A 25,899-nucleotide genomic window follows, 5' to 3' on the forward strand; every position below is an offset into this window, starting at 1 on the left:
GCCAAAGAATCAGGAAATCCACACCGACCAATACGGCCGAGTGCGCCTGCAATTCCACTGGGACCGGATCGGCACCAACGATGAGAAGAGTTCGGCCTGGGTCCGGGTTGCCAGTTCCTGGGCCGGCAGCGATCGCGGCTTCATCGCTGTTCCGCGCATCGGCCAAGAAGTGATCGTCCAGTTTCTGGATTCGAATCCGGATAAGCCCATCGTCACCGGCTGCGTCTACAACGAGCGCAACATGCCGCCGTGGAAGCTGGCCGACCAGCAGGCGCTGACCGGCTTGCGCAGCCGCGAACTGACAGCTGGCGGCGGCAATGCCGCGGGCGGCCGAAGCAATCACGCGATCCTCGACGATACCAATGGAAAAATCCAGGTCCAGTTGAAGAGCGACCATCAGTACAGCCAACTGTCGCTCGGCCACATCGCCCGCATCGAAGACAACGCTGGCCGCAAGGACGCGCGCGGCCAAGGCTGGGAGCTGCGCTCCGATGGGCATGGTGTGGCGCGATCGGCCAAGGGCATGTTGCTGACCACCGAAGCCCGCACCAACGCCGCCGCGCACATCACCGACATGGGCGAGACGGTGCAGCGCTTGACCGCCGCGCGCGAGCAGCAGGAAACGCTGGCCGATGCCGCGCAGCAGAGCGGCGCGCAGGAAGCCCAGGGCCAGCAAGCCGACGTCGCCAAGGCGATCAAGGCGCAGAACGATGCGATCAAGGGCAGTGCCGGCGGCGACGAAGGCAGCTTCCCGGAACTGGCGGCACCGCATCTGGTGCTGGCCAGCCCGGCCGGTATCGAAACCACCACCAGCGGCAGCACCCACATCGCCAGCAACCGGCACACCGCGATTACCACCGGCAAGGACTTGTCTATCGCCAGCGGCGGCAGCTGGTTCGCCAGCATCCGCAACACCTTCCGGCTGTACGTGCAAAAAGCCGGGATCAAGATGGTGGCGGCCGGCGGCGACATCGACATGCAGGCGCTGGCCAACAGCGTCAACCTGCTGGCCAAACTGAACATCACGCACAGCGCCAACCGCATCACGATCGCCGCCAAGGAAGAATTGCTGGTCAACGGCGGCGGCAGCTACACCCGCTACAACGCGGGTGGGATAGAGCACGGCACCAACGGCAACTATGTCGCGCATGCGGCGGTGCACGGCCTGCCGGGGCCGAAGAATTTGCCGGTGGAGTTGCCGCCTTTCCCGCAGGTGATCTGCAAGGAATGCATGCTCAAGGCGATGAAAGCCAGAACCGGCTTTGGACTGAATAAAGGATAAGCACCATGTATTGCGCCTATGACCGCCACACCGTCGAACTGCCCGCCGCACTGGGCAGCGCGATGGATCGATGCCTGGAACGCCATCCCGACGCTTATTTGTACGCCTTGATCGACAGCGCCTTCGCGCCGGAAGAAGTCGCAGCGCTGGCCGGCACTGCGTCGGCAGCAGCGGTCGCTATCTATGCCGACACGCCGCTACAGGGTTTTGAAGAACTGTCGCCGCTGCTGGTGCAGTTCCCGCAAGACAAAGCGCAGCGCGATGCGCTGGTTGCACGCTGGCTTGAGCTATGCAACGGCAAGCCGATGTTGTCCTTCATCGCTAGCGCCCTGGATATCGGCCATTTAAAACAGCATTTCTCCGCCTTCCTGCAAATCCGCGACGACAGCAAGCAACGCTATTTTCTGCGCTTTGCCGACGTGTGCACGACACAAGATATTCTGGATTGCCTGCAGCCTGAACAAAAACAGGCCTGGCTCAACGGCATGTACGCATGGTGGATCATTGCGCGCAACGGCGGCTTGCAATCCCTGGGCGGGACGCCAACCGCGCCGGTCGCCGCTGTGCCGAATGACTGGCACGACCAGCACATTAGCGATGCGCAGTTGATCCGCCTGGGTCAAAAGAGCGAAGCCGACAGCTGGCTCAGCCACTTGCATGAAACCAGGCCCGAGTTATTTGCACAGCATCAGCCATCGGTGCTGTACCAGAAGACGTCCAGGCTGCTGCAGCAACTGGATCAACAACAAGTCCGTGAAGACCGTGTGCGCTTGCGCCAGGTCTTGGAATTATTGAAAGCGCAGCAATCCGGCACGTCCGGGGCTATTTGAGCCAGATCAGCTGATGAAAAAAATCCTTCCGATATGCCTAGCGCTGGCGCTCACCGCCTGCGCAACTCCTCTCACGCCGGAACAGCAAGCCGATGCAGCAGAAAGGGCCGCACTTGCCAAGAAAATACACGACAACTACGTTCCCGTGACCTACGTGTCGATCGCTTGTGTTGACCATACGGATACGTATGTAACTGGGTATTCCGTGCAGGACCTGGTGAGTACGCGGCAATATGGCGGCGGCAGTTGCGGCGGCACCAACGCCGCCGGTTATCCGATGCCCGATAAATGGCGGCCGGGCATGAAGGTCAAGGTGCAATGGAAGCTGGACGGCAAGCCGTGGCGCGAGACGACCACCAATATCATGCGTTACAACAAAGCAGGAATGCTGTTCCTGCACATTTTCAATAACGATCAGGTACGCGTGGTGTCGAGCGCTGAAACTTATCCTTCGAGTCCTGACCATCCGATTGCGCGACACGCCACAGTTCCTCCGCCAGAGGAACAATAAGCATGAGCGCCCCTATTCAAGCAGCGTCATTGCGCATTCAAGAACCCTATGCAACCCATCCAGATAGATAAGCTGATGAAAAAAATCCTTCCAATATTCCTTGCGCTGGCGCTCACTGCCTGCGCAACTCCTCTCACGCCGGAACAGCAAGCCGATGCAGCAGAAAGGGCCGCACTTGCCAAGAAAATACACGACAACTATGTACCGGTGACTTATGTGTCGATCGCTTGTGTCGCCCATCTTGATGAGTTTGTAACGGGGTATTCCGTGCAGGACTTGGTGAGTACGCGGCAATATGGCGGCGGTAGTTGCGGCGGTACCAACGCCGCCGGTTATCCGATGCCCGATAAATGGCGGCCGGGCATGAAGGTCAAGGTGCGCTGGAAACTGGACGGCAAACCGTGGCGCGAGACGACCACCAATATCATGCGTTACAACAAAGCAGGAATGCTGTTCCTGCATATTTTCAATAACGATCAAGTACGCGTGGTGTCGAGTGCGGAATTTTATGCTGAGAGTCCTCACCATCCGATTGCGCCAGACGCCACGGTTCCTCCGCCAGAGGAACAATAAGCATGAGCGCCCCGATTAAAACAGCGCCAACGAACATTGCTGCCACTGCAAAAGAAGAAGCTGCGCTCACCGAGACGCAGCTGGATGACTTGGCCTGCGATGGCCACTTGCCCAAGCCCGGCTCGTGCGACAAACATCTGAAAGTCGGCATCTTCTTTGACGGCACCAATAACAACCGTCAACGCGACAAGCTGGATCACCTGAATGACCGCAGCAAGCAATATCACAGCAATATCGTGCGCTTGTTTGAAGCGCATAAGGATGTCAAAGGGCAAGGGCCACTGCAAGCAGACGACTGCTACAGCTTTTATGTGCCCGGCGTTGGTACGCGCTTTCCAGAAGGTGGCGAATACCGCGAATCCCAGGACGGCAAGGCGATGGCGAAAGGCGGGCAGGCGCGGATACTGTTTGCACTATTGCAGGTCTATAACGCGATCCATCGGGCATTTAATGAAGGCAGCCCTATGTTCAGCGACGACCAACTTCCGTACCAGATCAAAAAATACGTGACCGACGTCGAGAATCCCACCTTCAAGGACGACGAACATTACACCCGTCCCAGCTGGTTTGCCGATTTGACCGGCAAGCTGGATCAAAAGATCGCCGACAAGCGCGCGGTATTAACTTTGCCAAAGATTCTGACCCTGGACATATCGGTGTTCGGCTTCTCGCGCGGCGCGGTGGAGGCGCGGGCCTTTTGCTACTGGTTCCAGGACATGTTGAAGGGCGGCCAGCTTGCCGGCATTCCTGCATCTATCCAATTTCTCGGCCTGTTCGATTCGGTCGCCACGGTCGGCTTGTCGCATTCGGCGGCGGAGACCTTGCCGATTCCGCCCTTCCTGGCCGATGGCCATTCGGCCTGGGCCGGCGAGATCAGGAAACCGTTGCCGGGCTGTGTGAAGCAGTGCGTGCACTACATCGCCGCGCATGAACAACGGATGAACTTCCCGGTCACGCGCGTGCGCGGCGGCAACGTTGTGGAGTACATGTACCCCGGCGTCCATAGCGACATCGGCGGCGGCTACGGCTGCAGCGACCAGGGCCGTTCGATGTCGCCGGAGAACCTGCTGGCGCAAGTGCCGCTGCTGCATATGTACAAGGCGGCGCTGGTGGCAAAAGTGCCTTTCGTGCATTACGAAAAAATGTCTGCTGATCTGCAAGTCGATTTCGACATCGGTCCCGGCCTGGTCAAGGCCTGGAACAACTATATGGCGGCGGGCAAATTCGACGGCGATTATGACAAGCAGGTCAAAGAACATATGCGGCTCTATTACGGCTACCGCCGGGACTGGCTCGATCGGCTGAAGGACTCCGAGGAAGTGGCCGATTGCGGGACGCAGGATAAGGAGGATTTGCTGAGTTATAACGCTTTGTTGAAGGGCGATTGGGAACTGCTGCAGAAGCGCGCCGCCGGCAAGTTTGCCGCCACCGATCCGTATGGTCATCCCACTGAGAAGCCGTTGACTGATCGCCCGGACAAGGCCAGCATCGCCAATTATTGGCAGCTGCACAAGTACGACCAAAAGCGCGGGCCAACCGACTGGGAAAAGTTCGCGCTGGATGTTTTCCGCAGCCCGTCGTCCGGGCCGCAGCCTTTGCTGGAGCGCTATGTGCATGATTCGCTGGCCGGTTTCTGGATGGCCGGGTATCTGAGCGATGAAGAAAAGGCCGAGGGGATCATGGAGTTGATCAAGGCGGGTGGTCCGCCCAAAGACAGTAAATATAAACAGCAGGTGTGGCAGAAGTATCAGGACAACCCGGAGTTGCAGAAGATTGTCAAAGAAAAGCAGGAGCTAAAGAAGCAAGCCGAGCAAGCCCGCTATGACGGCGACATTAAGCGCAGGGAAGAACTGGAACGACAAAGCACGTTCACGCCGGAAGAGCAGGACAAATTCGCCCGAATATACCGGGACGAAACCGATGCCGATGCGCCGGACGTGCGCAGTGTCTTTATCACGACGCAGACTTATACCCGGCGCGAAGGCGGCGGCTATTTCCGGCCACGATATGTATTTGAATGATCCGCCGGAGTTGTTCGTCGCTTGGGCTGCAAAGTTCGTAGCTTGGGCTGGAAGGCCCAACATTCCTTTAATCGCCACCAAACGTTGGGCTTTCCAGCCCAACCTACGGTCCTGTCGGTTAGCAGATACACGATATTTGGACACAACATCACCAACAAATCCAATCAAGGAAAACGCATGAAACTCAAACACGCATTACTGCCCGCCGTAACACTTGCATTGACACTCGGCTGTTCTTGCCTTGCTTCAGCGGCACCCCGCGTCACGGTTGCTCAATTGCTGCAAAAGGCCGAGGCCGGCGACCGCGATGCGGTGCTGACGCTGGCTGCGGCGGGCAAATTTGTTTTTCCTGACGGTTCGCTTGCCAGCCAAGTCGAGATGACGCCTGACCTGACCGATCTGGTCAAGCAACTGACAGTCAGGCAAAGTTTGTACGCGATTGCGCTCTACGCCGACGGCGGTTTGTTCGAGAGCGATCCGGACGCGTGGAAATCCAACAAGAAACCTGATCCGGTAACAACCTGCGTATGGATTAACCGGGCAGCCAATTATCCGCTCGAGGCCAGCGACTCGGACCGCACCCTGGCTGCGCAGTTGGGCGAGGCGGCAAAAGAAGCCGCCGCAGGCTTGTATGACGCCGATCGCAGCGCGTGCCTGAAAGGTGCAAAGGACTGGTCGCTTAAAAAGTGACGATGATTTTCGACGCGGCACGTCGGGCTAACGTTGCGGTTGAGCCGAAGGCGAAGCCCAACGTTTCCACCTCCGTCGCCGAAAACGTTGGGCTTTCCAGCCCAACATCCTGATGCGCGGCTGTCAAAGAATTGAACAGCGCATAGCCGACAAAAATAGTGTTTGAACTTCAATAAAATCTGCGCTATCGTCCTTACGTCGTGAAAAAGAGCGGCCTGGTGTAAGAGCCAGTGTTTCTGTGCAATACCGGGCAGACAGCCGCCCCCGGGCGGTTTTTCTTCGTCTGCCCCTATCAATGTGCGCCTTCTATGGCGGGCCTTGGTAGGGAGGGCTTCGGCCCTGCCGGCTTATGGTATTGCACACCGGTCTCTTACCCCTGCTTTGTGCCCGCCTCCTTCGTCAATCGATGAAGGGCGGAAAATCTACCGCAAAAGGAGATCGCATGAGCTACGCAAACAAGCCAGACCAAACAGGCAATTCCACTTCACCCTCGCAAGACAGTTCCACCCCCATCTCCACATCCACCGGCAACAACTTGCCAGACCGGCATTTGACCGTCGGCGTGTGTCCGGAGGGTAAGCTCAGAACTCCCTGGATTCGGCTGCGCGGCAAATGGCTGTTGGCAGCAGGCTTCACGCCCCAGACCCCGATCCGGGTGCAAGTGAGGCGAGGCTGCTTGTTCATTACCAGAGAGTAAAAAGTAGGGCGGATGAGCGCAGCGTTATCCGCCGTTGGATGTGCCACAGGTGTGTGATGCATCCGAGATGGCGGAAGGCGCTGCGCTTTTCCGCCCTACGCGACTGCCGGCCAATTTCTGGAACGATGCGTTGCGCTGCGCCCGATTGTTCGGAACGATCAAGCCTCCTATATTGACACCATGGCGGAAGCGCCATTCTTAGCCACTCCATAGGAGAACGAATCATGAAACTCACGGAATACGAGCAGCTGACGCGGGACAACGCCGTACTTCTGATTGTCGACCATCAGGTGGGTCTGTACACCGGGGTGCGCGACATCGACACGCTGCAACTCAAGCACAATATCGTCGGTCTGGCGAAGGCTGCCCAAGCTCTCAAGATTCCGGTCATCGTGACCACCACTACCGAGAGAATGTGGGGACCGATGATTCCGGAACTGCATGACGCCTTGCCCGGCATCCAACATATCGAGCGGACCACCGTCAACGCCTGGCACGACCCGCGCGTGGTGGCCGCGGTGAAGGCAACGGGGCGCAAGAAATTGATCATTACCGGCATCTCGACCGATGTCTGCCTGGCGTTCCCCGCCATTTCCGCGCTGGCCGACGGCTACAGCACCTACGCAGTGGTCGACGCTTCCGGCAGTTTCACCAAGCAGCAGTCGGACCTCGGCGTCATGCGGATGGTGCAAGCCGGCGTGATTCCGGTCGGCTATTCAACCGTGGCGGTCGAAATCCTGGGCGACAACGCGGCCCCTGAAGCAAACGCTGTGTATGCGGCATTGGGCATGCCGTTTGCGGGCCTCGTCTACAACCTGAGCCAGTATTTCTCGCACAAATAACAGGCCATACCAGAGAGAAAAAGTAGGGCGGATGAGCGCAGCGTTATCCGCCGTTGGATGTGCCACAGGTGTGTGATGCATCCGAGACGGCGGAAGACGCTGCGCTTTTCCGCCCTACGCGACTGAGCCAGTATTTCTCGCACAAATAACAGGTCATATCAGAGAAAAAAGTAGGGCGGATGAGCGCAGCGTTATCCGCCGTTGGATGAGCCACAGGTGTGTGATGCATCCAGAGCGGCGGAATGCGCTACGCTTTTCCGCCCTACGTTATTGAGCGTGCAAATATCGGCAATCATGCCGACCACTTCCTTTTCCTTTTGGTGGATGAAGAAATGGTCGCCCTCGAACACATGCACATTGCAATCGGTGCTCTGCTGATCCCAGGCCCAGACTTGCTCCAGGGGCGCGACCGGATCGGCGTCGCCGGTCAGCACGGTCAGCGGCACCGGCAGCGGCGGGCGCGGCACATGTGTGTAGGTATTGACCAGCTCAAAATCCGCCCGCAGCATCGGCAGCAGCAGCTTGATCAGTTCGGCGTTGTCCCAGGCCGCGCTCGGCAAGCCGTTCAGACTTTTTACTTCAGCCAGGAATTCGCGATCGGGCAGCAGGTAGGTTTCTTGTCGGCGATGACTGGTGCCGGGAGCGCGTCGGCCGGACACAATCAGGTGCTCGGGTAGCGCTGCGCCCGAGCGCACCCGCAGCTGGGCCAGCTCGAAGGCCAGCAGTGCGCCCATGCTGTGACCGTAGAGTACGTAAGGCAGATCGTCGCGCGTCTGCAAGGCCAGGTCCAGCGCTGCCAGCAGCGGCTCGACTCGGGTGAACGGCGGCTCCGCAAAGCGGCTCAAGCGTCCGGGAAGATTTATCCCGCTAAGCTCCACGTGCGCAGGCATGGCTGCCGCCCAATGATGAAACGTGACTCCGCTGGCGCCGGCGTAAGGCAGGCAAAACAAGCGGAGCCGGGCTTCAGGTCGCGGGATCGGAACATGGAACCAGGCGTCATTGGCATCTCTTTTCATGGCGCCTTTAATTTCCTTTTCAATCCCCAGCTTCTTCACGCAGCGCGATGCCGCCCAGGTTCTGCAGCAGCGCGGCGTTTTCGCAAGCGATGTAAAGACAGTTTTCGGATGCGCTGGCATTCGTGTGATGGTGCCAGGCCCAGACCGGGATATAAACGGCGTCTCCGGCCTGCCACTCTACGGTCCGGTCCTCGATGGTGGTGATGCCTTTGCCTTCAATGACGTAGATCACGGTCTCGTAGTTATGCCGATGGCGGGACGTGGTCTGGCTCGGCAACAAGCCGCCGATGGTCATGTTGAGGGTTTTGGTCGGCAGGTCGACGATGTGCACCGGGTGCTTGCGCTCGGCTGAAAATTTTGCCGCGCCCGCAGCCTGGATCGCCAGCACGTCCGGATGGTGCAGCCGGGCCGGGAGCACCACTTCGGTCTTGCTGCCGACCCGCCAGAAATCGCTGGACCCGTGCGAGGCAGGCTGGGCACTGGCAGTTTTCATTGTGTCGCTCATGAGGCTTGTCCCTGCAGCAAGACTGCATCGAACATTTCCATCCTGTCCTTGACGATTTCCTGCGCGATCGCCTGGACTTTGCTCAAGCGGTACGGCCGCTCGGCCAGCAGTCGGTCCAGGATCTTGCGCATCACGATGGCGTGGTCTTCATCTTCTTCCACGTGCAGCACGAAGTAATGCAGCGCCTCCGGCGTGGCGCCGAAGTGCTTGAATCCTTCGATCACGGCGCCGTAGATGATGGGCACGATCGCCTCTGCGCCCAGACACAGCGCGGACAAACCGTCCAACACATCTTCGCTTCGGCAGTAGCGGTACATCGAGTCGATTAATTTGAGCGTCTCGGGTGCCGCCGGACGCGAGCCAGAACGCACGCCCAGCAGCTTGAGGGATTTCAAATAGAGGTCGGCGTGGGTGATCCCGCCGGGCGTATCCAATCCGGTTTCTTCAACCAGGTTCTTGCTTAATTCGCGCACGTCGTCGGTCGATGGCAGGCTGGCCATCATCGCGCACAGATAGCGCGTGAAGTGGCGCGAATAATATTGATGCTGCACCAGGAATTGCTGCAACGCCTCTTCGGATATGGTGTGGTTGCGGCATGCCGCCAGGAACGGATGCGCGCGCAATTCGTCCAGCAAACCAAGCGGGAAAAGGTCCGACCAGAGGTCCGAAATCGCGCCGATGCGCGAGACTGCTGCCGCCTCATGCGGCAATACTTGATCAAGCATTTTTTGACCTCTTAATACAAAGGAAGGGATTAGTCCGGAAGCTCACTGTCTAACTACCTGCGAAAGTCCGCAGCAGACTGACAGGAGGACCAATTGCCGGCGGCAGCTGTTATGTTGCTGGCGCTAGTCTTGGCCTGTCTTTTATTCGTTGAGCGAGGGTAAGATACTTATTGGCCTGTTCCGCTGTAACTGTCATAGATGACAGGTTTGCGATTTGTCACTCGACTGCAATCGATCCGGTCCGGCGCCATCTTGAAATCCTGGGGCAATCTCGTCATTTTCCGTTTCGGATTACAATGCGGCCCTTTCATATAAAGGGCGCTCGCGGCAATTCCCAATAATTTGCATGGACAAAGTAATCGTATTTGCCATCCCCGTCTTTAGCATCTTGATCGCCGCTGAAGTCGTGTACGGCTGGAAAAAGAAACGCAATACCTACCGCCTCAACGACGCCATCAGCAGCCTCAGCCAGGGTGTGCTGAGCCAGCTGGTCGCCAGCGTCACGCAGATCTTCCAGATCGGTTTCTACACGATGATTTATTCGTCGGTGGCGGTGGTTCGCAACGACGCCTGGTGGAACGCCTGGTACGGCTGGATACTGGCCGTGCTGTGCTACGACTTTTGCGACTACTGGCTGCACCGGATGTCGCATGAGAGCGCGCTGCTGTGGGCCGCCCATGCGGTGCACCACCAGAGCCAGGATTTTAATTTTTCCACCGCCTTGCGCCAGGAGAGCGCCTATATGCTGCTGGGCTGGGTGTTCTTCGTGCCGATGGCGCTGCTCGGCGTGCCGCCCGAGAACTTCGCCATTGCCGGGCTGGTCGTGCTGCTGTACCAGTTCTGGATTCATACCGAGCACGTCGGCAAGCTGGGCTGGTTCGACCGCGTTTTTTCATCGCCGTCCAACCATCGGGTGCATCACGCGGTCAATCCGCAATACATCGACAAGAACTATGGCGCCATCCTGGTGCTCTGGGATCGCATGTTCGGCACTTTCTCCGAAGAGCGGGAAAAGTGCGCCTACGGTACGCTGGCGCCGCTGAATAGCTGGGATCCGCTGTGGGCGATAGTTGGCGGGTACTGGAAGTTGGCCCAGAACGCATGGCATGCGCCGCGCTGGGCGGACAAGTTGCGCATTTGGTATAAGCCGCCCGGCTGGCAGCCTGACGCTGTATCCCAAATGCCGGCGCCGACCGCGACCGATGGCGCCCAAGCCCGGCGCTACGATCCGCCGACCAGTCGCGCGGCCAAATGGTGTGGCGGCGTGCAGTTCCTGTTGCTGCTGGCCGCAAGCGGCGCTTACCTGTGGCAAGCCGAGCAGCTGCCGGCGCGCACCGCTGCCATCCTGCTGTTTGCCATCACCATGGGTTTATGGAGCGTGGGGGCGGTGCTGCAAGCGCGGATCAGGATTTCCACCGCGCTGCTGCTCGATGTCGTCGCCGTTGCGCTTGGCGTGTGGGCGCTTGGCCTGTTCTGAAATCAGTTTGCCGATCGCGCAGGCGGCTTGGGGGTAGAGGCATAGGCCACGATCGCCAATATCGCCATGCACCAGACGATCAGCGCCGCGGACGGCAAGTCAAAGATGGTCGACAGCAGCAGTCCACTGGCGTAACCGCCGATGCCGATCAAATAAGCCAGCGGCAGGCGGGCGCGTTTGCCGTAATTGCGCACGCCAAGGCTGGGTACGATCAAGCTCGCAAAAACCAGGTAAACCCCGACCAGCTGCACCGACGCCGTGACCGCCAGCGCGAACACCAGGTAAAACCCCAAGCGTCGCAAGCGCTCCTTGAAAACCAGCAGGATGGCGACGATCGCGACCGTGCCGAGCGCCGGTATCAGCAATTGTTCGTAACGCACCCACAGAATCTGGCCGGCCAGCAGGTCTTGCAGATGTTCGCCGCCATGCGGGTTGTGCGCGACCAGCAGCAGGCCGCCGGTCGCCGCCAAAATGAACAGCACGCCGATCTGGGCTTCCTGCACTTCCGGCCAGCGCTTCTCGGTCCAGGTCAGCAACAAAGCGCCGAGCAAGGCCGCACTGCCGGCGGCCACCTGCAACAGCCAGCCCTGCTGATCCAGATCCATCATGCCCGCCACGATGACGCCGAGCGCCGCAATCTGCGCGATCGCCAGGTCGATGAACACGATGCCGCGTTTTAACACCTGCGAACCGAGCGGCACATGCGTAATCAGCACCAGTAGTCCCGCCAAAAAAGCGGGCACGATGATCATCAAATCCATCGTTGCGAGAGTCATTTGACCGCCTCCAGCAAGCGCTGCATGGTATCGTCGAACAAGCCGAACAGATCTTTCGCCTTGTCATCGCCGCCGACGGTAAACGGCAATGCCACGGCGGGAATATGCGCATGTTCGGCCAGCCATTGCGAGGCCCGAGCATCCTGGTAGGTGGCGCGGATCACCATCCTGGCCGGTTTCTGCTGCAATTGATTGAGCAGTTCGGTCAAATGCGCGGCGCTCGGTTCCACCCCCGGCTTGGGCTCCAGCGTGCCGACTTGCCGCAGGCCGAGCCAGTGCAGCATGTATTCCATATTCTTGTGATGCTCGACCACTGCCATGCCCTTCAGCGGCGCGGCTTGCTGCTCCCACTTCTGGATGGCCGCAGTCCAGCGCGCCGAGAATTCCTTGTGCCGCGCCTGGTAGTAAGCGGCATTGGGTGCGTCGATCTCGGCCAGGCGCTTCGCCAGCGCCTCGGCGACGCGCGCGATATTGTGCGGATCGGTCTGGATATGCGGATTGCCGGCCGCATGCACGTCGCCCTCGCTGCGGTCCAGGCGAGTCGGGACTTCGAGCCGCTCGACGAAATTGCCTGCTTCAAAATTGCCCGGCTGTCCCGGCGCGATTTTTGGATTGCCGGATTGCTGCAGCAGTATCGGCAGCCAGCCGACTTCCAGTTCCATGCCGGTGCACACCAGCAGATCGGCATTGCGGGTACGGGCGATCAGGCTGGGGCGGGCTTCGATCCGGTGCGGGTCTTGCAACGCGGTGGTGGCGCTGGACGCCTTGACCTTGTCGCCGCCGATCTCGATGCTTAAAGCGGCCCATTCCGGTTCGCAGGCAAGCACATTGAGCGCCGCAAAAGACGGCAGCGCCGGCAGTGCCAGCATCGCAGCCAGCAGTATGGAAGATACCGTTCTCCTCGTCGCTTTCATTTCAAGCTCCTAAAATGTGTGCGCGCCATGCACGCCCAGACTCATGATGTATTGCAGGAAAATCTGGTTGTCGGTGACACCGGGACGCGCCTGATCGCGCGCGTATTGCAAGCGGAAGCGGCTGAATTCGGAGCCGGAGTAATCGACCATCAGCGTGCTGCGCTTCGGGTTGTAAGAAGCCAGGCGGGCGAAGGCGGCGGGATTGAGGTTGCCGATGTCCGCCGTGCCGGAATACAGCTTGTCATAGCGCAGCCCGACCCGCCACATCGGCATGAACTGGTACACCCCCTGCAGATACCAGCCTGACTGCGCGCTGGCATAAGGCGCGCTCGCGCTGCCCAGCGATTGCGACAAGGTGTCGTAAGTCAGCGTGCCGCTTTCCTTGCGCCGGAAATATTCGCCCTGCAGCTTGAAGTTGGTGTCGACCGGATTGCCGTTCGGCGCCCATTTATAAATGGCATCGGCGATCCAGAGATGGGAATTGCCGCTGAAGGCGTTCGTCACGGTGGCGCCGGTTTGATCGGTATCGGCATAAGTGCGGTTGGCGGCGCTGGTTTTGAAGTAGGACAGTCCAGCTCGCCAACTGGCGCCGGCGCCGATGTCGTCGCCCAGATGGGCAAACAGGGCGCTTGATCCGATCCCGTTCTTGTTCCGGTCGTTGCCCGGAAAAGCCGTGCCGTTGCCGGCTTCCAGACCGACTTCAAAGAAGCGCTCGGTGGGCGCCAGCCATTTGAGCTGCACCCCATCCGGCTTGTACTGGCCGCCGAAGAAAGCCTGATACGCCAGCGGCGCGTCGACGAAGTCCCAGGCATGCGCGTGCTGGCTATTGAGGTAGCCGACCGACGACAGGAAGCGTCCGGCCTTGGCATTGAGGCCGTTCGACAATCCCAGCGTCTGGAAAAAAGCTTCCTCGACGCTGACGCTATTGTCGGCGGCGAGAGAAAACGTCAGCTGGCCGGCAAAGCGCGGATCGATATTGGCGCTCAAGGTCAGTTCCGACTCGCCCAGATTGAAACTGCGCTTGCCGGGGCCGACCCCGTCTCCGCTGGGAACGAAGCCTTGCAGCCGATACCGGTTCGGGTCCTGCGACAAGTTGGCGTAAGTGCCGCCCAGGATCAGCGCGATGGCGGGATTGAAGGCGGTGAGGGAGGTGGTAGCGGAAGTGATGGCGGCGGCCGGGGCCGCCGCGATGGCAGGCGGCGGCGCGTTCTGCGTTTTGGTCTCGCTGCGGGCCTCGGCGTCCGCCAGGCGTTTTTCTAGCGCCTGGATGCGGGATTCATAACTTTCTTTCATCTGCCGGATCTGCTCGCGTATTTGCGCCAGCTCGCCATCGCCCGCGGCAGAAGCCGCCGCCGGCACGCCGAAGGCGACCGCCAGTGCCGTCGTCAGCACGGTTTTTATCAGCATGGCAATTCCCTTTTTGGATGTTGAGAAAGGCGATAGCCAAGCTATCACGAATCGGTTCAACAGTGCAGGGCGGGGAAAAATGCGATGGGCGGAAGGGGCTAGAACTTAAAGAGGAAGCGCTTCGACTTGTTGTTGCGCCTTGCCGGCGGGCTGCAACACAAATGCCGCCAGCCCATCCAACAGGGCTTGCGGATGCAGGCGCAGGTTGCGCGTGCTGGCATGGATCGCCACCATTTCAATGCTGACTGTGGCCAGCAAGGTGTCGCCGCGCATGACCTCGGTCAGCCACACGGTGCGCGCCGCCTTGCATGTGGCCAGTCTGGTGGTCAGCTGCAAATGGTCTTCCAGGAAACCCGGCGCATGATGCACCGCGTTGACTTTGTGGACGATCAGCATGGTGTCGTGTTCGCGGGCTAGCGCGGCAAAGGTAAAGCCGGCCAGGTTCATCACCCTGTTTCTTGCGCGTTCGACCATCTCGATGTAGCGCGCATGATAGATCACGCCGCCGGCGTCGGTGTCGGCGTAGCACACCGTATAGCTGAGGGCGGCGTCGTGGTTCGGCAAGGTCATCGCGGCAATTCCATTGATTGGGAAGGAGGCGTCAGGTGGTGCGATTTTGCTAGGGCTCCTGCAGTGCTGCTACCCGTCAAAATTGACAGGTAACAAAATCAGGCAATTACTCGTATGCTCGACCCGCAAATTTATAGCGGCCTCATGCCCTGAAATATTTGACAGCTAGCTCTACCGTATAGGGATTTTTATGTATTCTTCCGCCAGCAACGATAGCGACCTTGAACGCAATGTCTTGAACAGGATCGCGCAAAGTTGGAATCATCGGGTCGCAGTACGGCAAGAGCGGCTCGACCTCAGTCAATATTACGACGCCAGCATCCCCGACTTCCCGATCGCCATGGTGCCGTTCTGGAACGATCCCGAATTCGCCTGCTTGCAGCAAGCCGACAAACTGCGCTTTCTCGCAGCCGCCTGGATCGCCTATAACGAAAAAGCCATTTACCTCGAAGACGAGATCGTCCAGCCGCTGTGCAGCCTGCTGCTGAAAGACGTCCTGCCGGGTGTCAGCGACCCGCAGGTCAAGCAAGTCCTGGCCCAAATCCAGGTGGACGAGCAATTTCATATCCTGATGTGCCTGGAGATCTGCAACAGCGCCCGCATGCGTCATCAGCTGCATGACTATGTGATGCCGGAGCCCCGGGTCGGGCTGAAACTGAAAGAGCTGCTCGACACCGCCGGCACCCGGATTGAATACGCGCTGATGCGCCTGGCTTACGCCTCGGTGGCCGAAATGTCGATCAACGCCTATTTGAACCAGGTCGCCACCGACCAGACCATCCAGCCGCTGAACCGGATCAACACCGACATGCATAGGCGCGACGAATCGGCCCATAGCACCGCCTTCCGCGAAGTGGTCGGCTCGATTTATAAAAGCCTGGGCGACGACGCCAAGGCCAGGTTCAAGAAGTACCTGGTCAAGGCGCTCAACGACTACACCGAACCGGATTTGTCGGTCTGGATATCGCTGATGAGTCATTTGCAGATTGTCGGCGGCGAGGCGATTATCGGCCGCCTGGAACAGGCTTCCAGGAGCACGCGCTCGAAGCGCGACTACACCACCTTGCTCAGCCTGTTCGATGAAATCGGCATCAAGGAGGAGCTTGATTTCAGCTTCGATGCCGTCGATTGAGAGCGGCGTACATTGGACCTGCGGGCTGATCCGTCAGGACCAGGAATGGCAGGCATGGTGCGCCGGCGTCTTGTCCGCCGACGAGACGGCGCGCGCAGCAAAGTTCCTGATGCCGCACGTCGCGGCATGCTATCGCGGCAGTCACGGCGCGCTACGCGCCTGGCTCTCATCGCACCTCGGGATTGCGCCGCAAGCGCTGCAATTTGTCAAAGATCGGCTAGGAAAACCCGAGTTGGCGCCCAAGCATTGCGCTTTCAATCTCAGTCACAGCGACGCTTACTGGAGTGCGGCGGTCCATCCATGCCCAGACGCTCAAGTCGGGATCGACATTGAGGCGCTGGCAAAATTTACCGATGCCTGGCCCGACTTGGCACGGCATATACTTTCCGCCGACGAACTGTCCGCCTTGGCGCAAGAAACGCCGGAGAGTTACGCCGCCATACTGGCGCGGCTCTGGACCCGCAAGGAAGCATTGCTGAAAGCGATTGGCGTCGGCTTGCGGCGTTCGATGTGCAGCCTCACGGTCGGCTGGAGCGAAGCGCCGGTTGTGATCCACGCGCCGGATGCCGACGGCAACGCAGCCAGCTGGACCATCCATGACCTGGCGCCGCTACCGGACGGATTGGCCGGTGCGCTGGCTGTGCGAGATCTACGCTGAATAGATCAGCGTTGAAAGCCGCCATCGACGCGCAAGGTCGTGGCCTGGATGTAACCCGGACTCAGCAAGAACGCCACCGCGTCGGCCACCTCTTCGGCGTCGCCTATCCGCTGTAGTGCGCTGCCTTCGATAATGTGCTGATACATGCTCGGCTCCAGACTGTCCATCATGTCGGTGCGGATGAAGCCCGGCGCCACCGCGTTCACCCTCAAGCCTTGCGGGCCGTATTTGCGGCCCAGCCATTGCGTCAAACCGATCAATGCGCCTTTGGTCGTCGCATACGTTACCTGGCCTTCCTTGCCGACCACGCCGCCGAGCGAGGATACGATCACGATGGCTGGACGGTCCGCTTGCAGCAGGTAGGGCAGGGCGGCGCTGGTGAGGCGCATGGTGCCGAACAGGTTGGTGTCCAGCACCCGTTGATAGCGTTCGCCTTCCATGGTCAGGAATGCGCCGTCGTCGGTCATGCCGGCGTTGTTGACCAAGCCGTCGAGCGTGCCGAAGTCGGCCACGATCCGGGCCGGCAGCGCGGCGGCTTGCTGCGGATCGGCGAGGTCGGCCTGGTACAGGCGATGTTGCGCGCCGATGCTGTCGAGTTCGGCTGCGGTCTGTTGCGCAGCGTGCGCGTCGCCGCGGTAAGCGATGGCGAGCCGGTAGCCGTCGCGTGCCAGCCGGTGGGCGACGGCGCGGCCGATGCCGCGGGTGCCGCCGGTAATCAGTACAGTTTTGGTCATATGAATTTCTTTGGAGCTGCTCAAAAAGTAGCTCACCGGGGTCAGAGTTTTTTTACGCGGGGTTATCGCGTAAATTACTCTGACCCCGCTGAGCGGACTACGGAGTGCGGACGGTTGCATTCGTTCGCCGCGTAACTAATACGTTAGTTAATGGGGGACATAGTTTGAGAGGCGCCGCAGCGCGCCGAATTACTGTGTCCCCTATTAACGGACTACGGAGTGCAGACGTTTGCATTCGATCGGCCGTCACGTATCTAATCGGGTCGCTACTCCGTGGAAGCTAGCCGGGGGTGGCCCGGCAGCCACTCCCTTTTCTTGCTTCGCCAAGAAAGGAATCACTCGGGGACATAGTTTATGATGCACCGTAGCGTGCCGAATTACTGTGTCTCCGAGTGACGGATCACGGAGCGCCGGGGGTGCTTTTGTGTGCTGCTGTCTTGACGTACTCAGCTTTTCGCCCTGACGGCGACTTACTTTATTTTGCTTCGCCAAAATAAAGTAAGCAAACAAAAGGCGACCGCAAGCCACTGCCCTCCCGTTGGTCGGGTCCCCAAATGTGACGTCTATCAGTCGGGTGTGAAGGCAAACTCGCTACGCTCAAACATGCCTTCCCACAATTCCCGACTGACAGCCGCCACATTTGGCAGCGTCCCAATGCGGAATTCAAGATCAACGGCAACATCAAAAGCCACGTCAACTGCAACGTCAAAAGCCACGTCAACTGCAACGTCAAAAGCCACGTCAACTGCAACGTCAAAAACAACCCCAACTGCAACGTCAAAAACAACCCCAACTGCAACGTCAAAAACAACCCCAACCCCTCGGCGCTCCGTGGTTCGTTAATCGGGGGTAAGTTGGGCTTCGCCTTCGGCTCAACCACAACCTACAACGCCTCTTAAACTATGTCCCCGATTAACTACTACGTGCGTAGGGCGGATGAGCGTAGCGTTATCCGCCGCTGGATGCTTCGCCGGTGTTTGATGCGTCCGAAACGGCGGAAGGGTGAAGCAGGGGTTTCGGATGGCATGCCATCCGCCTGCGCAACGGTATCCGCCTGCCAGCGGATACGCGCCCTGCAAGCGCTGCGCTTTTCCGCCCTACATGACTGGAAAGCCCAACATTGCTTTAGTCGCAACCAAACGTTGGGCTTTGCAGCCCAACCTACGGTCTTTCATCGCAATCTACTTAAATATTATTTTCCGAAAATCCAACCCCCAGCGGCACCACCATCCCGGCCAGCGGCAAATCTTTTTGCGCCAGCCAGCCGCGCAAGGTACACGCTACCGCGGCGGCTTTGATCGGTTTGAACTTCATCGCGAACGCTTTCAGTCCGTCGCGCGCTTCGCGCCAGGCGTCGGGCTCGGCCTGCTCTGCCAGCAATTGCACCGTGGCGCAGTTGATGCGCACGCCCAGACGCAAAACCTCCTTGGCAAAACTCTTGACCGCAGCATGGCGAGCTCGCGTGACTATCGGCATGGCCGGCATGCTCAGGTAGTGCTGCATGCTGTCGTCTTGCGTAATGACCCAGATTTGACCGCCGTCGTTGCGCATCAGGACCTGGGCCGACGACTGTAGCTCCAGCAGAAAATGCGACAGCTGTTCTTGCAGCGCCACCATCAATTCTTCTGCTTGGTCCTCCAGCCGGTAGCCCATCTCCCGATGTTCGCGCTGGCCGATCATGACATGGCTCAACGGTCCCCAGGCCTGGTTCCAATCGGCGATCCGGTCGCTTGCCAGCGGCGCGATCTGGTGGATCACGTCGGACGCAAAAGGCAGGTCCGGCTCCGCGCGCGTGTGGGCGATGACGCGATAGCCTGCGCTGCGCAATTCGTCGCACAGCGCCCGGCCCAGTATCGTGTCGGCGTCAAGAATCAATACAGTTTCCGAAGGCGTCATCGTGATGCTTTAATCGGCGGTCACGCGCTCTTGCTGGCGCAATTCGGCGACGATAAAGTCGGTCAACGACCGTATGCTGCGGCACGAAGATTCAATGAAATCCTTGTCGAGATTGGCAATTTTCAGGGCAAAGGCTTTTTCCACCTTGACCAACAGATCCAATGCATCGACCGAATCCAATTCAACCCTGCCGTCGCCCAGCAATGGTTCATCATCCGCGAGTGTCATGTCTGCATCTACCAATTCAAGCTGCTCCTGTAATAAGTCTTTCTTGATGTAAGTAATGATTTCTTTCTCGTTCCATGCGTTCTTCATGTTTTTCACCTCATCGTTAAAAAAACCGGCCTTAGGAAACGTCCGTCTTCCCGGCCGCATCATTGGCGGCAATCACCAGATACAGGTTGATGTTGGCCCGCAGGCAACGCTCGCCATCCAGGTAGCCGGAAGCCTTGAAAGAAACCATGCGGCCGGTGCGCTCGGGCGCGACCAGATCGCCGGTTTCGCGCACCAGCTTGGCTTCGAACCTGACCGTCTGGTTGGGCCGCACCACCCGGTTGAAGCTGGCCGACTCGACGCCGACCAGGTAACCCGGCATCATGCGGCCGCCCCTGACGTTGAGCAGCAGGTGCGCGCTTTGCGCCAGGCATTCCACCAACACCACGCCGGGCACGATCGGGTCGCCCGGGAAATGACCTTCGAAATAAGGCTCGTCCGGCCGGAAAGTATGGCTGGCCGACACCGTGCTCAGGTCGTCGCTGATCTGCGCCTGATCGAGAAACAGAAAAGGCTTGCGGTGCGGCAGATAACGCTCTATCTGCTCAAAACTCATTTGGGAAAAATTCAACTGCTGTTCGGACATTGCTATTTCCTAGGTCGACATGAGGGCTGGCGAGCCGGCCAGAAATTCCCCGATTTGCTTCTGCAACGCGAGGTTTTTATAAATCGCAAAATGGCCGCCGTCGTTGATCCAGCGAAGCTGCGAGTGGGGTAGGGCGGCAGCCACCGCCGTCGCCGTATCCGGATGAATCATGTCGTCGTCTTCACCTTGCACCACCATCGTCGGCAAGCTCAACCGCGGCAGCAGCGATGCGCAGTCCAGCTCCAGGCAAGGGGCATGCAATTGGGCATAGCGATACAACAATTCATCGCTCTGGAACGGCAGGTTATTAATCACCGATAGCTCATGATCTATCGGCTCGGCATAGGTTTTTTCCGAGTTTTTCAGCAGCGCCCTGACCATCGCCGCGGTCCGCAAACCGCCCTTGGCGATGGTTAGCCACAGCGGCAACACGGTTTTTTGATAAACGGTTTTCTGTACTGTCTTTCCCATTTCGACGGAAGGGCTCACCATGCACAATTTTCCGGTATCGAACAGGCCATGCGCCAGGCCGTAAATCGCGATATTGGCGCCGGAACAATACGAAACAATGACATCGGCAGCGCAATCCTTGCTTTTTAAAATATGGATCAGGTCGCGGCAATGGCGCTCCAGCGTCCATTGATCCGCATGCGTTTGGTCAAGCGCGGCATAGTCGGGCAAGCCCCGGCTTTCCCAAGTCAGCACGTGATAATCCTGCGCCAGGCTGCGCGCCAGGTTGCTCATGAACAGGCATGAAATCCCCAAGGGATTGATCAATACCGCGGTCGGCTTGCCGGCATCGCCAGCGCGGTACACCGTTAATGGCGTGCCATCCTCGGCGGTCACGATTTCTTCGGTAAAAATCGTTGCGTTCCGGTACAGCGAAAATGCTTTCTGTTCCTCGCTCAGATAGGGAAAGCCGGACGGTGTCGATTGGCTTGCTGCTGCGATCATTGCCTCAATCCTTTAGTTCTTTGAACCGAAAAGTAGGGTGGATGAGCGTAGCGTTATCCACCGTTTTAGATGTGTCCAATGCCTTTGGCACATCAACCGCTGCTCGGTGGATAGTGCTTCGCTCATCCCCCCTACAACGATCATGGCCGAGGCCCCTTAATTTTTTTGAATCAACAGACAGGACACCGAAGCGCCGTAACCCTTGCCGATCAGCGCGTGCAAGCCGGCCGCTTCCTGCGCCAGGATCGTGTCGATCAGGTAAATCGGCGCGCTTGCGGCAAGGTGATCGACTGTGCTGTCGGCGCCTGGATAAACCAGGTGAACTTTCGGTTTGACGCTGATTTGCTTGCGCGCTGACGCGGCGTCGACCAGCAAGGCTATCTGCGCATTCGACAACACCTCGTCCGCATGGAATTGCTGCGACCAGCCGACGATACGCGCCAACTCCTGCGCGCCGTCATCGTCCGAGGTGTGTCTGGACAGCAGCAGCAAACCTGTTCCCGGATGCACGCTGGCACTTGCCCGGTATTGTTCCGAAGCGCGCAATTGCTGCCCGAAATAAGCGCTAGGCATATCGAAGCCGCCGGCCAGCATGCTGGCCGCACGACCGGCGGCGATTTGCCGGCAGCCATGGATAATCGCATCGAGCCCGGCCTGATGACCGACAAAAGTCAGGTTAGGTCCGCCCAGGTTATATACAGAGGCCACGATCGCCGTGGTGGCGTTCGGCAAGCCGGTGGTATACCAGGACGGCACCACATGCGCGAAACCTTCGTCATGGGCGGTGTTCAAGCACAATTCCGCAACGTCCATCGAGCCGTACAAGGTCCCCAGGCTGACCCCGACGTCGCCGACCAGGTCGGACGTGGCCGAGAACGATAACGGCAGGCAGTGGCGCGCCGCCGCCAGCACCATGCGCGCCTTGGCCGGCAGCATGCCGGCCTTTTTGGCGCGCTTCTCTTTCGCCAGTTGGGCATCGTCCAGCACGCCGTCGGCCCCAGGCTTGATCGCCATGGCGCGCAGCACGCAAATATCGGTGATTTGATCAGGCCGCATCAGCCAACTCCGGTGAGTGGCGCAAGGCCGTCGCCAGATCGGCGACCACCATCACGCAGTTATTGCCGCCGAATCCAAACGCATTGACCATCAGGCAGTTGGCGGCAAGCGGTCGACCCTGCTGCATCACGACATCGACCTCGCCCAAAGCCGGATCGGCCTCGCTCAAGCCGGCGGTGGGCGGCAATTGCCCGGTCTTCAAGGCCAGAGTCGCCGCCAGCAACGAAAAAGAACCGGCTGCCGCTTGCGGGTGGCCCATGGTCGATTTGATCGCGGTGACCGGCGGGATCGCCGCGCCGAACACTGCACGCAAAGCATTGACCTCGGCCAAGTCGTTGGCCTGACTGCCGGTGCCGTGGGCAAACACGCCGCCAATCGCGGCCGGTTGCATGCCGCTGGTTTCCAGCGCCTGCGTCATCGCGCGCGCAATGCCGCCCGTGTTCGGCGCGGTCACATGATCGGCATCGCAGCCGATGCCGTAACCCAGGATCACGCCATGTATGTGGGCGCCGCGCCGCAACGCCGCCGACAGCGACTCCAGGCAGAAGCAGACCGAACCTTCCGACAACACCACGCCCTTGCGCTGCGCATTGAATGGCCGGCACTGGTCATCCGTGGTCAGCCGCAAGCCGCTGAAACCGCAGGCGGTGTATTCCAGCAAAACATCGACGCCACCGGCCAGCATCACATCGGCCTCGCCGCCAGCGATCGCGTCAATCGCCAGGGCCGGCGCCAGCAGACCGGACGAGCAGGCGGTCGACAACAAACTGGTCGGCCCGCTCCAGTGCTGCTTGGCCGACGCCAGGATATGCGAGCCGTCCAGCGCCTCGGGATGCCGCGATGAAGTGGGTGCCAACAAGCCCTGTTCCAAGCCCTCGACCCCGGCAGTGGTCGAAGAAAAATAACAACCTATCCGGCCCGCATCCGCCGCCAGACCGGCATCGCTCAGCGCCTGCTCGATCGAGAAACCGGCGAGTGCGTCTATCCGCTTGCCGCCACCATCGCGCTCGACGGCGTGCCAAACCTGCTCTGGTATTTCCACCACGTTGTCATGCGGATAAAGGCTCAGGTCGCCGCGCGACCAGCCGCCGCGCAGGTCATGCTGCGCCAGCAGGCCATCCCAAAACGCGGCCGCACTGACACCCGCCGGCGACACCACGCCGATGCCGGTGATGGCTACCGGCTCATTCATCGCGGCACCCGGCCAGCATCGCGCGTTCCACATTGTCGGCCAGCGTGCTGCAGCTCAAATTGCTCATCGTGGCCGGATCGAATTCGATTTGATAGCGCATTTGCAGCTTGACCACGACGTCGATCAACTCGACCGAACTCAAGCCGACGTCGGCCAGCAATGCGGTGTCGCCGATCTCATCCGTCTTCATCATCAGAATGTCGGCGACGATTTCCTTGACAGCATGGAGCACTTCATTTTTGATCATTTATTACCTCAGTAAAGAAGTAGGGCGGATGAGCGTAGCGTTATCCGCCGATGGATGTCCCACATGCATATAGAACGGCGGAAGACGCTGCGCTTTTCCGCCCTACGCCCGACGCCGCATCGCAAACTGCACCGAACAAACCGCCGCCAGCGTCGCGCCCGCAGCCACCGTGAAATTGACCCAGGAGATGCCGCTGGCTGCCGAACCGGCTTTCAGCACCGCGAAATACAGCGTGCCCAAAGTCGCGATGCCGATCACGATCGACAACTGCACAGTGGTGGTGACCAGGCCGCTCAAGGCCGGCGCTTGCGCCGGCGGCACATAGCCGGTCATCTGATTGACCACCGTGCCGAACGACAAACCATGACTGCTGCCGGCGACAAACAGCAAAGGCAGCATTGCCGCCATCTTCCAGCCCCAATGCAGGGCCGCAACGCCGAACAGCAGATTGGCGGTCGCCATCGCGATGAATGCCGCGGTCGGGGTCCAGCGCAACAGCCGCGCCGGCAGTTTCGACCAGTGCAGATTGGACAGTCCGAAGCCCAGCGCATAAGCGGTAAACACAAAGCCCGAAATCATCGGCGAGAAGCCCAGCCCCGATTGCAAATACAGTGCAATCACGAACAACCAGCCGCCGTAACCGATAAAGCCGATAGACACCACCAACAGCCCGATCCGCACCCCTGGCGCAAACACCGCGTCCAGGTTGATCAGAGGATTGCCGCCGCGGCGCGCCAGCATTTTCTCGAACAGGCCGAACACGATCAGTCCCAGCACGCCAAATCCCATGCTGATCCAGGTCCAGCTTTGCCAATCGACTTCCTGCCCAAAAATCAGCGGCACCACGATCAACAGCATCGACAAGGTCAGCGCGATCACGCCGACGATATCCAACTTGCGCTTGTCCTTGCCGCGCGTATCCGGCAACACCGAACCCGCGTAACAAAGCAGCGCCAGGCCGATCGGCACATTGATCAGGAACGCCGGACGCCAGCTGCTGCCCAGGATATTGACCGTGATGATGGCCCCGCCCAGCAACTGGCCCAAGGCCGAGCCCATGCCGAGAATCATCGAGTAATAACCGATCGCCCGCGCTCGCTCCGCTCCTTCAAAATGGCGCTGGATCAGCGACAGCACTTGCGGCACCATCAACGCCGCTCCCAAGCCCTGTATCACCCGGCCCACCACCAGCAAAGAAGTGAACGGCGCCAGGCCGCACACCAGCGACGACGCCGTAAATATCGACACGCCGATCACGAACAACTTGCGGTAACCGTAATCGTCGCCCAGCCGCGCCCCGCTCACCAGGAACACCGCGTAGGCCAACACATAACCGGCCACCACCATTTGCAGCAGCGCGCCCGAAATCCCCAAGTCCTGACGCAGCGCCGGCGCCGCGACGTTGACAATCGACGTATCCATCGCCGCCATGGCCTGACCGACCAGCAGCAGAGGCAGCATCCAGCGGTGACGGGTGGTGGTTGCGATGGCAGGGCTGCCGCCGGAAACCGGCAGTGACACCACCTGTGCACTCGCGTTCTTGATTGTGGCCATTTCTATTACTTCACTTTCCAAACAACGCCGCCCATGCGCTTGCACGTGAGGGCAAAGCCTATTGATTAATCGTTGGAGCAATACAGCGTTGTGCCGCCATATCGGTTTTCAGGGATGAGGTCCCGGCTGCGCTTGAACAGCGGCTAGCGCAGGTGCAGAACCATCATTCAGGCAAGATGTTTTACCTGTCGGGCATCACTTCGCGGCTGTGCTCTGACAGCAGCAACTGAATTGTCCAGGCGGCAACGCATCTTGATTTTCGTTCAGAGAGTAAGGTCGATTGAGCAAATTTGTTACCTGTCAAATATTACGGGTAGGCAAATTTTGAAAAGCTCGCTTATTTTTGAATGGAGTGACGTCGGTAAAAACGGCAAGGAGATTGGGCTGGAAAGTCCAACGTTTGGTGGCGACGGAGATGGAAATGTTGGGCTTTGGAGTCCAAGCTACCAACTGCCCGGATTGTCATGGCATCCAATAGTGTTTATAGTCGGCCCGTCCCCTGAAAAGAAAGACTAGGGGGATGAGGTTTAGCAGCCTGATTACACGCTCGGCGAACGGGCCGCTTCTTGCGGCTATTTTTTCGTTCGCTCTGCCTTCGCACGTCCCTATGGGCGGCGATGGTGGGGAAGCCGCAAGGCTTGCCGGGTTTGGGTGTGTACCGGTCTGCTAACCCTATCATTCGCCGTCGTGTGTCAAGAACGCAAAAGCCGAAGTATCGGCCGCTGCGATGCTTTATTGAAGATGAGGGTCGGCCCCTCGTGATCGGCGTGCAGGCGCAGGT

28 protein-coding genes are annotated in these 25,899 nt (G+C 59.3%); 11 read left to right on the forward strand and 17 right to left on the reverse strand.

Going from position 1 to position 25,899, the window contains the following annotated elements:
* From ACFPM8_RS05860 to ACFPM8_RS05895, 8 genes are all read left to right on the forward strand, one after another.
* On the forward strand, positions 1-1,282 hold a 1,282-nt coding region (locus tag ACFPM8_RS05860), incomplete at its 5' end, for a DUF2345 domain-containing protein (RefSeq protein WP_378995951.1).
* A gap of 5 nt (positions 1,283-1,287) precedes the next feature.
* On the forward strand, positions 1,288-2,112 hold the full coding sequence (locus ACFPM8_RS05865) for a DUF4123 domain-containing protein (protein WP_378995954.1): 825 nt from the start codon (positions 1,288-1,290) through the stop codon (positions 2,110-2,112).
* Positions 2,113-2,125: 13 nt separating this feature from the next.
* Positions 2,126-2,623 (forward strand): DUF3304 domain-containing protein, encoded by a 498-nt coding sequence (locus ACFPM8_RS05870; protein ID WP_378995956.1) that lies wholly within the window; start codon positions 2,126-2,128, stop codon positions 2,621-2,623.
* 48 nt (positions 2,624-2,671) lie between these two features.
* A complete protein-coding gene (locus tag ACFPM8_RS05875; protein WP_378995959.1) occupies positions 2,672-3,196 on the forward strand; it encodes a DUF3304 domain-containing protein in 525 nt (174 codons plus the stop codon).
* 2 nt (positions 3,197-3,198) lie between these two features.
* Complete coding sequence (locus tag ACFPM8_RS05880) at positions 3,199-5,217, forward strand: T6SS phospholipase effector Tle1-like catalytic domain-containing protein (RefSeq protein WP_378995961.1); 2,019 nt, start codon at positions 3,199-3,201, stop codon at positions 5,215-5,217.
* A 177-nt stretch (positions 5,218-5,394) separates the two neighbouring features.
* On the forward strand, positions 5,395-5,907 hold the full coding sequence (locus ACFPM8_RS05885) for a hypothetical protein (RefSeq protein ID WP_378995963.1): 513 nt from the start codon (positions 5,395-5,397) through the stop codon (positions 5,905-5,907).
* Positions 5,908-6,349: 442 nt separating this feature from the next.
* On the forward strand, positions 6,350-6,604 hold the full coding sequence (locus tag ACFPM8_RS05890; protein ID WP_378995965.1) for a SymE family type I addiction module toxin: 255 nt from the start codon (positions 6,350-6,352) through the stop codon (positions 6,602-6,604).
* Positions 6,605-6,828: 224 nt separating this feature from the next.
* Positions 6,829-7,446, forward strand: coding sequence for an isochorismatase family protein (locus ACFPM8_RS05895; RefSeq protein ID WP_378995967.1), 618 nt, complete (start codon positions 6,829-6,831; stop codon positions 7,444-7,446).
* A gap of 191 nt (positions 7,447-7,637) precedes the next feature.
* Here the strand turns inward: ACFPM8_RS05895 and ACFPM8_RS05900 are convergent, their stop codons facing one another.
* From ACFPM8_RS05900 to ACFPM8_RS05910, 3 genes are read right to left on the reverse strand one after another with little or no spacing between them, the layout of a single operon-like run.
* A complete protein-coding gene (locus ACFPM8_RS05900; protein ID WP_378995969.1) occupies positions 7,638-8,462 on the reverse strand; it encodes a thioesterase II family protein in 825 nt (274 codons plus the stop codon).
* Between the two features lie 19 nt (positions 8,463-8,481).
* Positions 8,482-8,955 (reverse strand): cupin domain-containing protein, encoded by a 474-nt coding sequence (locus ACFPM8_RS05905; RefSeq protein ID WP_378995971.1) that lies wholly within the window; start codon positions 8,953-8,955, stop codon positions 8,482-8,484.
* Positions 8,956-8,963: 8 nt separating this feature from the next.
* Positions 8,964-9,692, reverse strand: a complete 729-nt coding sequence (locus ACFPM8_RS05910; protein WP_378995972.1) for a TenA family transcriptional regulator — start codon at positions 9,690-9,692, stop codon at positions 8,964-8,966.
* Between the two features lie 346 nt (positions 9,693-10,038).
* Here ACFPM8_RS05910 and ACFPM8_RS05915 point away from each other — a divergent pair, with 346 nt between their 5' ends.
* Entirely contained in the window at positions 10,039-11,169 is a 1,131-nt protein-coding gene (locus ACFPM8_RS05915) for a sterol desaturase family protein (RefSeq protein WP_378995974.1), read from the forward strand.
* Between the two features lie 2 nt (positions 11,170-11,171).
* Here the strand turns inward: ACFPM8_RS05915 and ACFPM8_RS05920 are convergent, their stop codons facing one another.
* The 4 genes from ACFPM8_RS05920 to ACFPM8_RS05935 form a co-directional block, all read right to left on the reverse strand.
* On the reverse strand, positions 11,172-11,945 hold the full coding sequence (locus ACFPM8_RS05920) for a metal ABC transporter permease (RefSeq protein WP_378995976.1): 774 nt from the start codon (positions 11,943-11,945) through the stop codon (positions 11,172-11,174).
* Positions 11,942-12,859 (reverse strand): metal ABC transporter substrate-binding protein, encoded by a 918-nt coding sequence (locus ACFPM8_RS05925; protein ID WP_378995978.1) that lies wholly within the window; start codon positions 12,857-12,859, stop codon positions 11,942-11,944. The genes ACFPM8_RS05920 and ACFPM8_RS05925 overlap by 4 nt, the downstream gene beginning before the upstream one ends.
* Positions 12,860-12,868: 9 nt before the next feature.
* Positions 12,869-14,266, reverse strand: coding sequence for a hypothetical protein (locus ACFPM8_RS05930; RefSeq protein ID WP_378995980.1), 1,398 nt, complete (start codon positions 14,264-14,266; stop codon positions 12,869-12,871).
* 105 nt (positions 14,267-14,371) lie between these two features.
* Positions 14,372-14,836 carry a thioesterase family protein gene (locus ACFPM8_RS05935; protein ID WP_378995983.1) on the reverse strand — a complete coding sequence of 155 codons (465 nt, stop codon included), beginning with the start codon at positions 14,834-14,836 and terminating at the stop codon, positions 14,372-14,374.
* 190 nt (positions 14,837-15,026) lie between these two features.
* On the opposite strand from ACFPM8_RS05935, the gene ACFPM8_RS05940 reads away from it, so the two are divergent.
* Together ACFPM8_RS05940 and ACFPM8_RS05945 are read left to right on the forward strand one after the other, a co-directional pair.
* Positions 15,027-15,968, forward strand: coding sequence for a diiron oxygenase (locus tag ACFPM8_RS05940; RefSeq protein WP_378995985.1), 942 nt, complete (start codon positions 15,027-15,029; stop codon positions 15,966-15,968).
* Entirely contained in the window at positions 15,940-16,626 is a 687-nt protein-coding gene (locus ACFPM8_RS05945) for a 4'-phosphopantetheinyl transferase family protein (protein WP_378995987.1), read from the forward strand. Before ACFPM8_RS05940 ends, ACFPM8_RS05945 begins: the two co-directional genes overlap by 29 nt.
* A 5-nt stretch (positions 16,627-16,631) precedes the next feature.
* Here ACFPM8_RS05945 and ACFPM8_RS05950 read toward each other — a convergent pair whose 3' ends face one another.
* The 10 genes from ACFPM8_RS05950 to ACFPM8_RS05995 all read right to left on the reverse strand — a co-directional run bounded on the left by ACFPM8_RS05950 (position 16,632) and on the right by ACFPM8_RS05995 (position 25,118).
* The gene (locus ACFPM8_RS05950; RefSeq protein WP_378995989.1) at positions 16,632-17,360 is read right to left on the reverse strand and encodes an SDR family NAD(P)-dependent oxidoreductase; all 729 of its coding nucleotides are present in this window, start codon (positions 17,358-17,360) and stop codon (positions 16,632-16,634) included.
* Between the two features lie 566 nt (positions 17,361-17,926).
* Positions 17,927-18,100, reverse strand: coding sequence for a hypothetical protein (locus tag ACFPM8_RS05955; protein WP_378995991.1), 174 nt, complete (start codon positions 18,098-18,100; stop codon positions 17,927-17,929).
* Positions 18,101-18,545: 445 nt separating this feature from the next.
* The gene (locus ACFPM8_RS05960; RefSeq protein WP_378995993.1) at positions 18,546-19,256 is read right to left on the reverse strand and encodes a hypothetical protein; all 711 of its coding nucleotides are present in this window, start codon (positions 19,254-19,256) and stop codon (positions 18,546-18,548) included.
* A 9-nt stretch (positions 19,257-19,265) separates the two neighbouring features.
* Entirely contained in the window at positions 19,266-19,571 is a 306-nt protein-coding gene (locus ACFPM8_RS05965) for a hypothetical protein (protein ID WP_378995996.1), read from the reverse strand.
* 31 nt (positions 19,572-19,602) lie between these two features.
* Positions 19,603-20,115, reverse strand: a complete 513-nt coding sequence (locus tag ACFPM8_RS05970; protein WP_378995998.1) for a 3-hydroxyacyl-ACP dehydratase FabZ family protein — start codon at positions 20,113-20,115, stop codon at positions 19,603-19,605.
* Positions 20,116-20,124: 9 nt separating this feature from the next.
* Positions 20,125-21,069 carry an alpha/beta fold hydrolase gene (locus ACFPM8_RS05975; protein ID WP_378996000.1) on the reverse strand — a complete coding sequence of 315 codons (945 nt, stop codon included), beginning with the start codon at positions 21,067-21,069 and terminating at the stop codon, positions 20,125-20,127.
* 156 nt (positions 21,070-21,225) lie between these two features.
* Positions 21,226-22,125, reverse strand: coding sequence for a beta-ketoacyl synthase N-terminal-like domain-containing protein (locus ACFPM8_RS05980; RefSeq protein WP_378996002.1), 900 nt, complete (start codon positions 22,123-22,125; stop codon positions 21,226-21,228).
* Complete coding sequence (locus ACFPM8_RS05985; RefSeq protein WP_378996004.1) at positions 22,115-23,317, reverse strand: beta-ketoacyl-[acyl-carrier-protein] synthase family protein; 1,203 nt, start codon at positions 23,315-23,317, stop codon at positions 22,115-22,117. Before ACFPM8_RS05985 ends, ACFPM8_RS05980 begins: the two co-directional genes overlap by 11 nt.
* The gene (locus ACFPM8_RS05990; RefSeq protein WP_378996006.1) at positions 23,310-23,564 is read right to left on the reverse strand and encodes an acyl carrier protein; all 255 of its coding nucleotides are present in this window, start codon (positions 23,562-23,564) and stop codon (positions 23,310-23,312) included. Before ACFPM8_RS05990 ends, ACFPM8_RS05985 begins: the two co-directional genes overlap by 8 nt.
* Before the next feature lie 102 nt (positions 23,565-23,666).
* Positions 23,667-25,118, reverse strand: a complete 1,452-nt coding sequence (locus ACFPM8_RS05995; protein WP_378996008.1) for an MFS transporter — start codon at positions 25,116-25,118, stop codon at positions 23,667-23,669.
* Positions 25,119-25,899: the final 781 nt, after the last annotated feature.

The sequence above is a fragment of the Paraherbaspirillum soli genome, from assembly GCF_042654985.1.
Lineage (GTDB): Bacteria > Pseudomonadota > Gammaproteobacteria > Burkholderiales > Burkholderiaceae_D > Paraherbaspirillum > Paraherbaspirillum soli.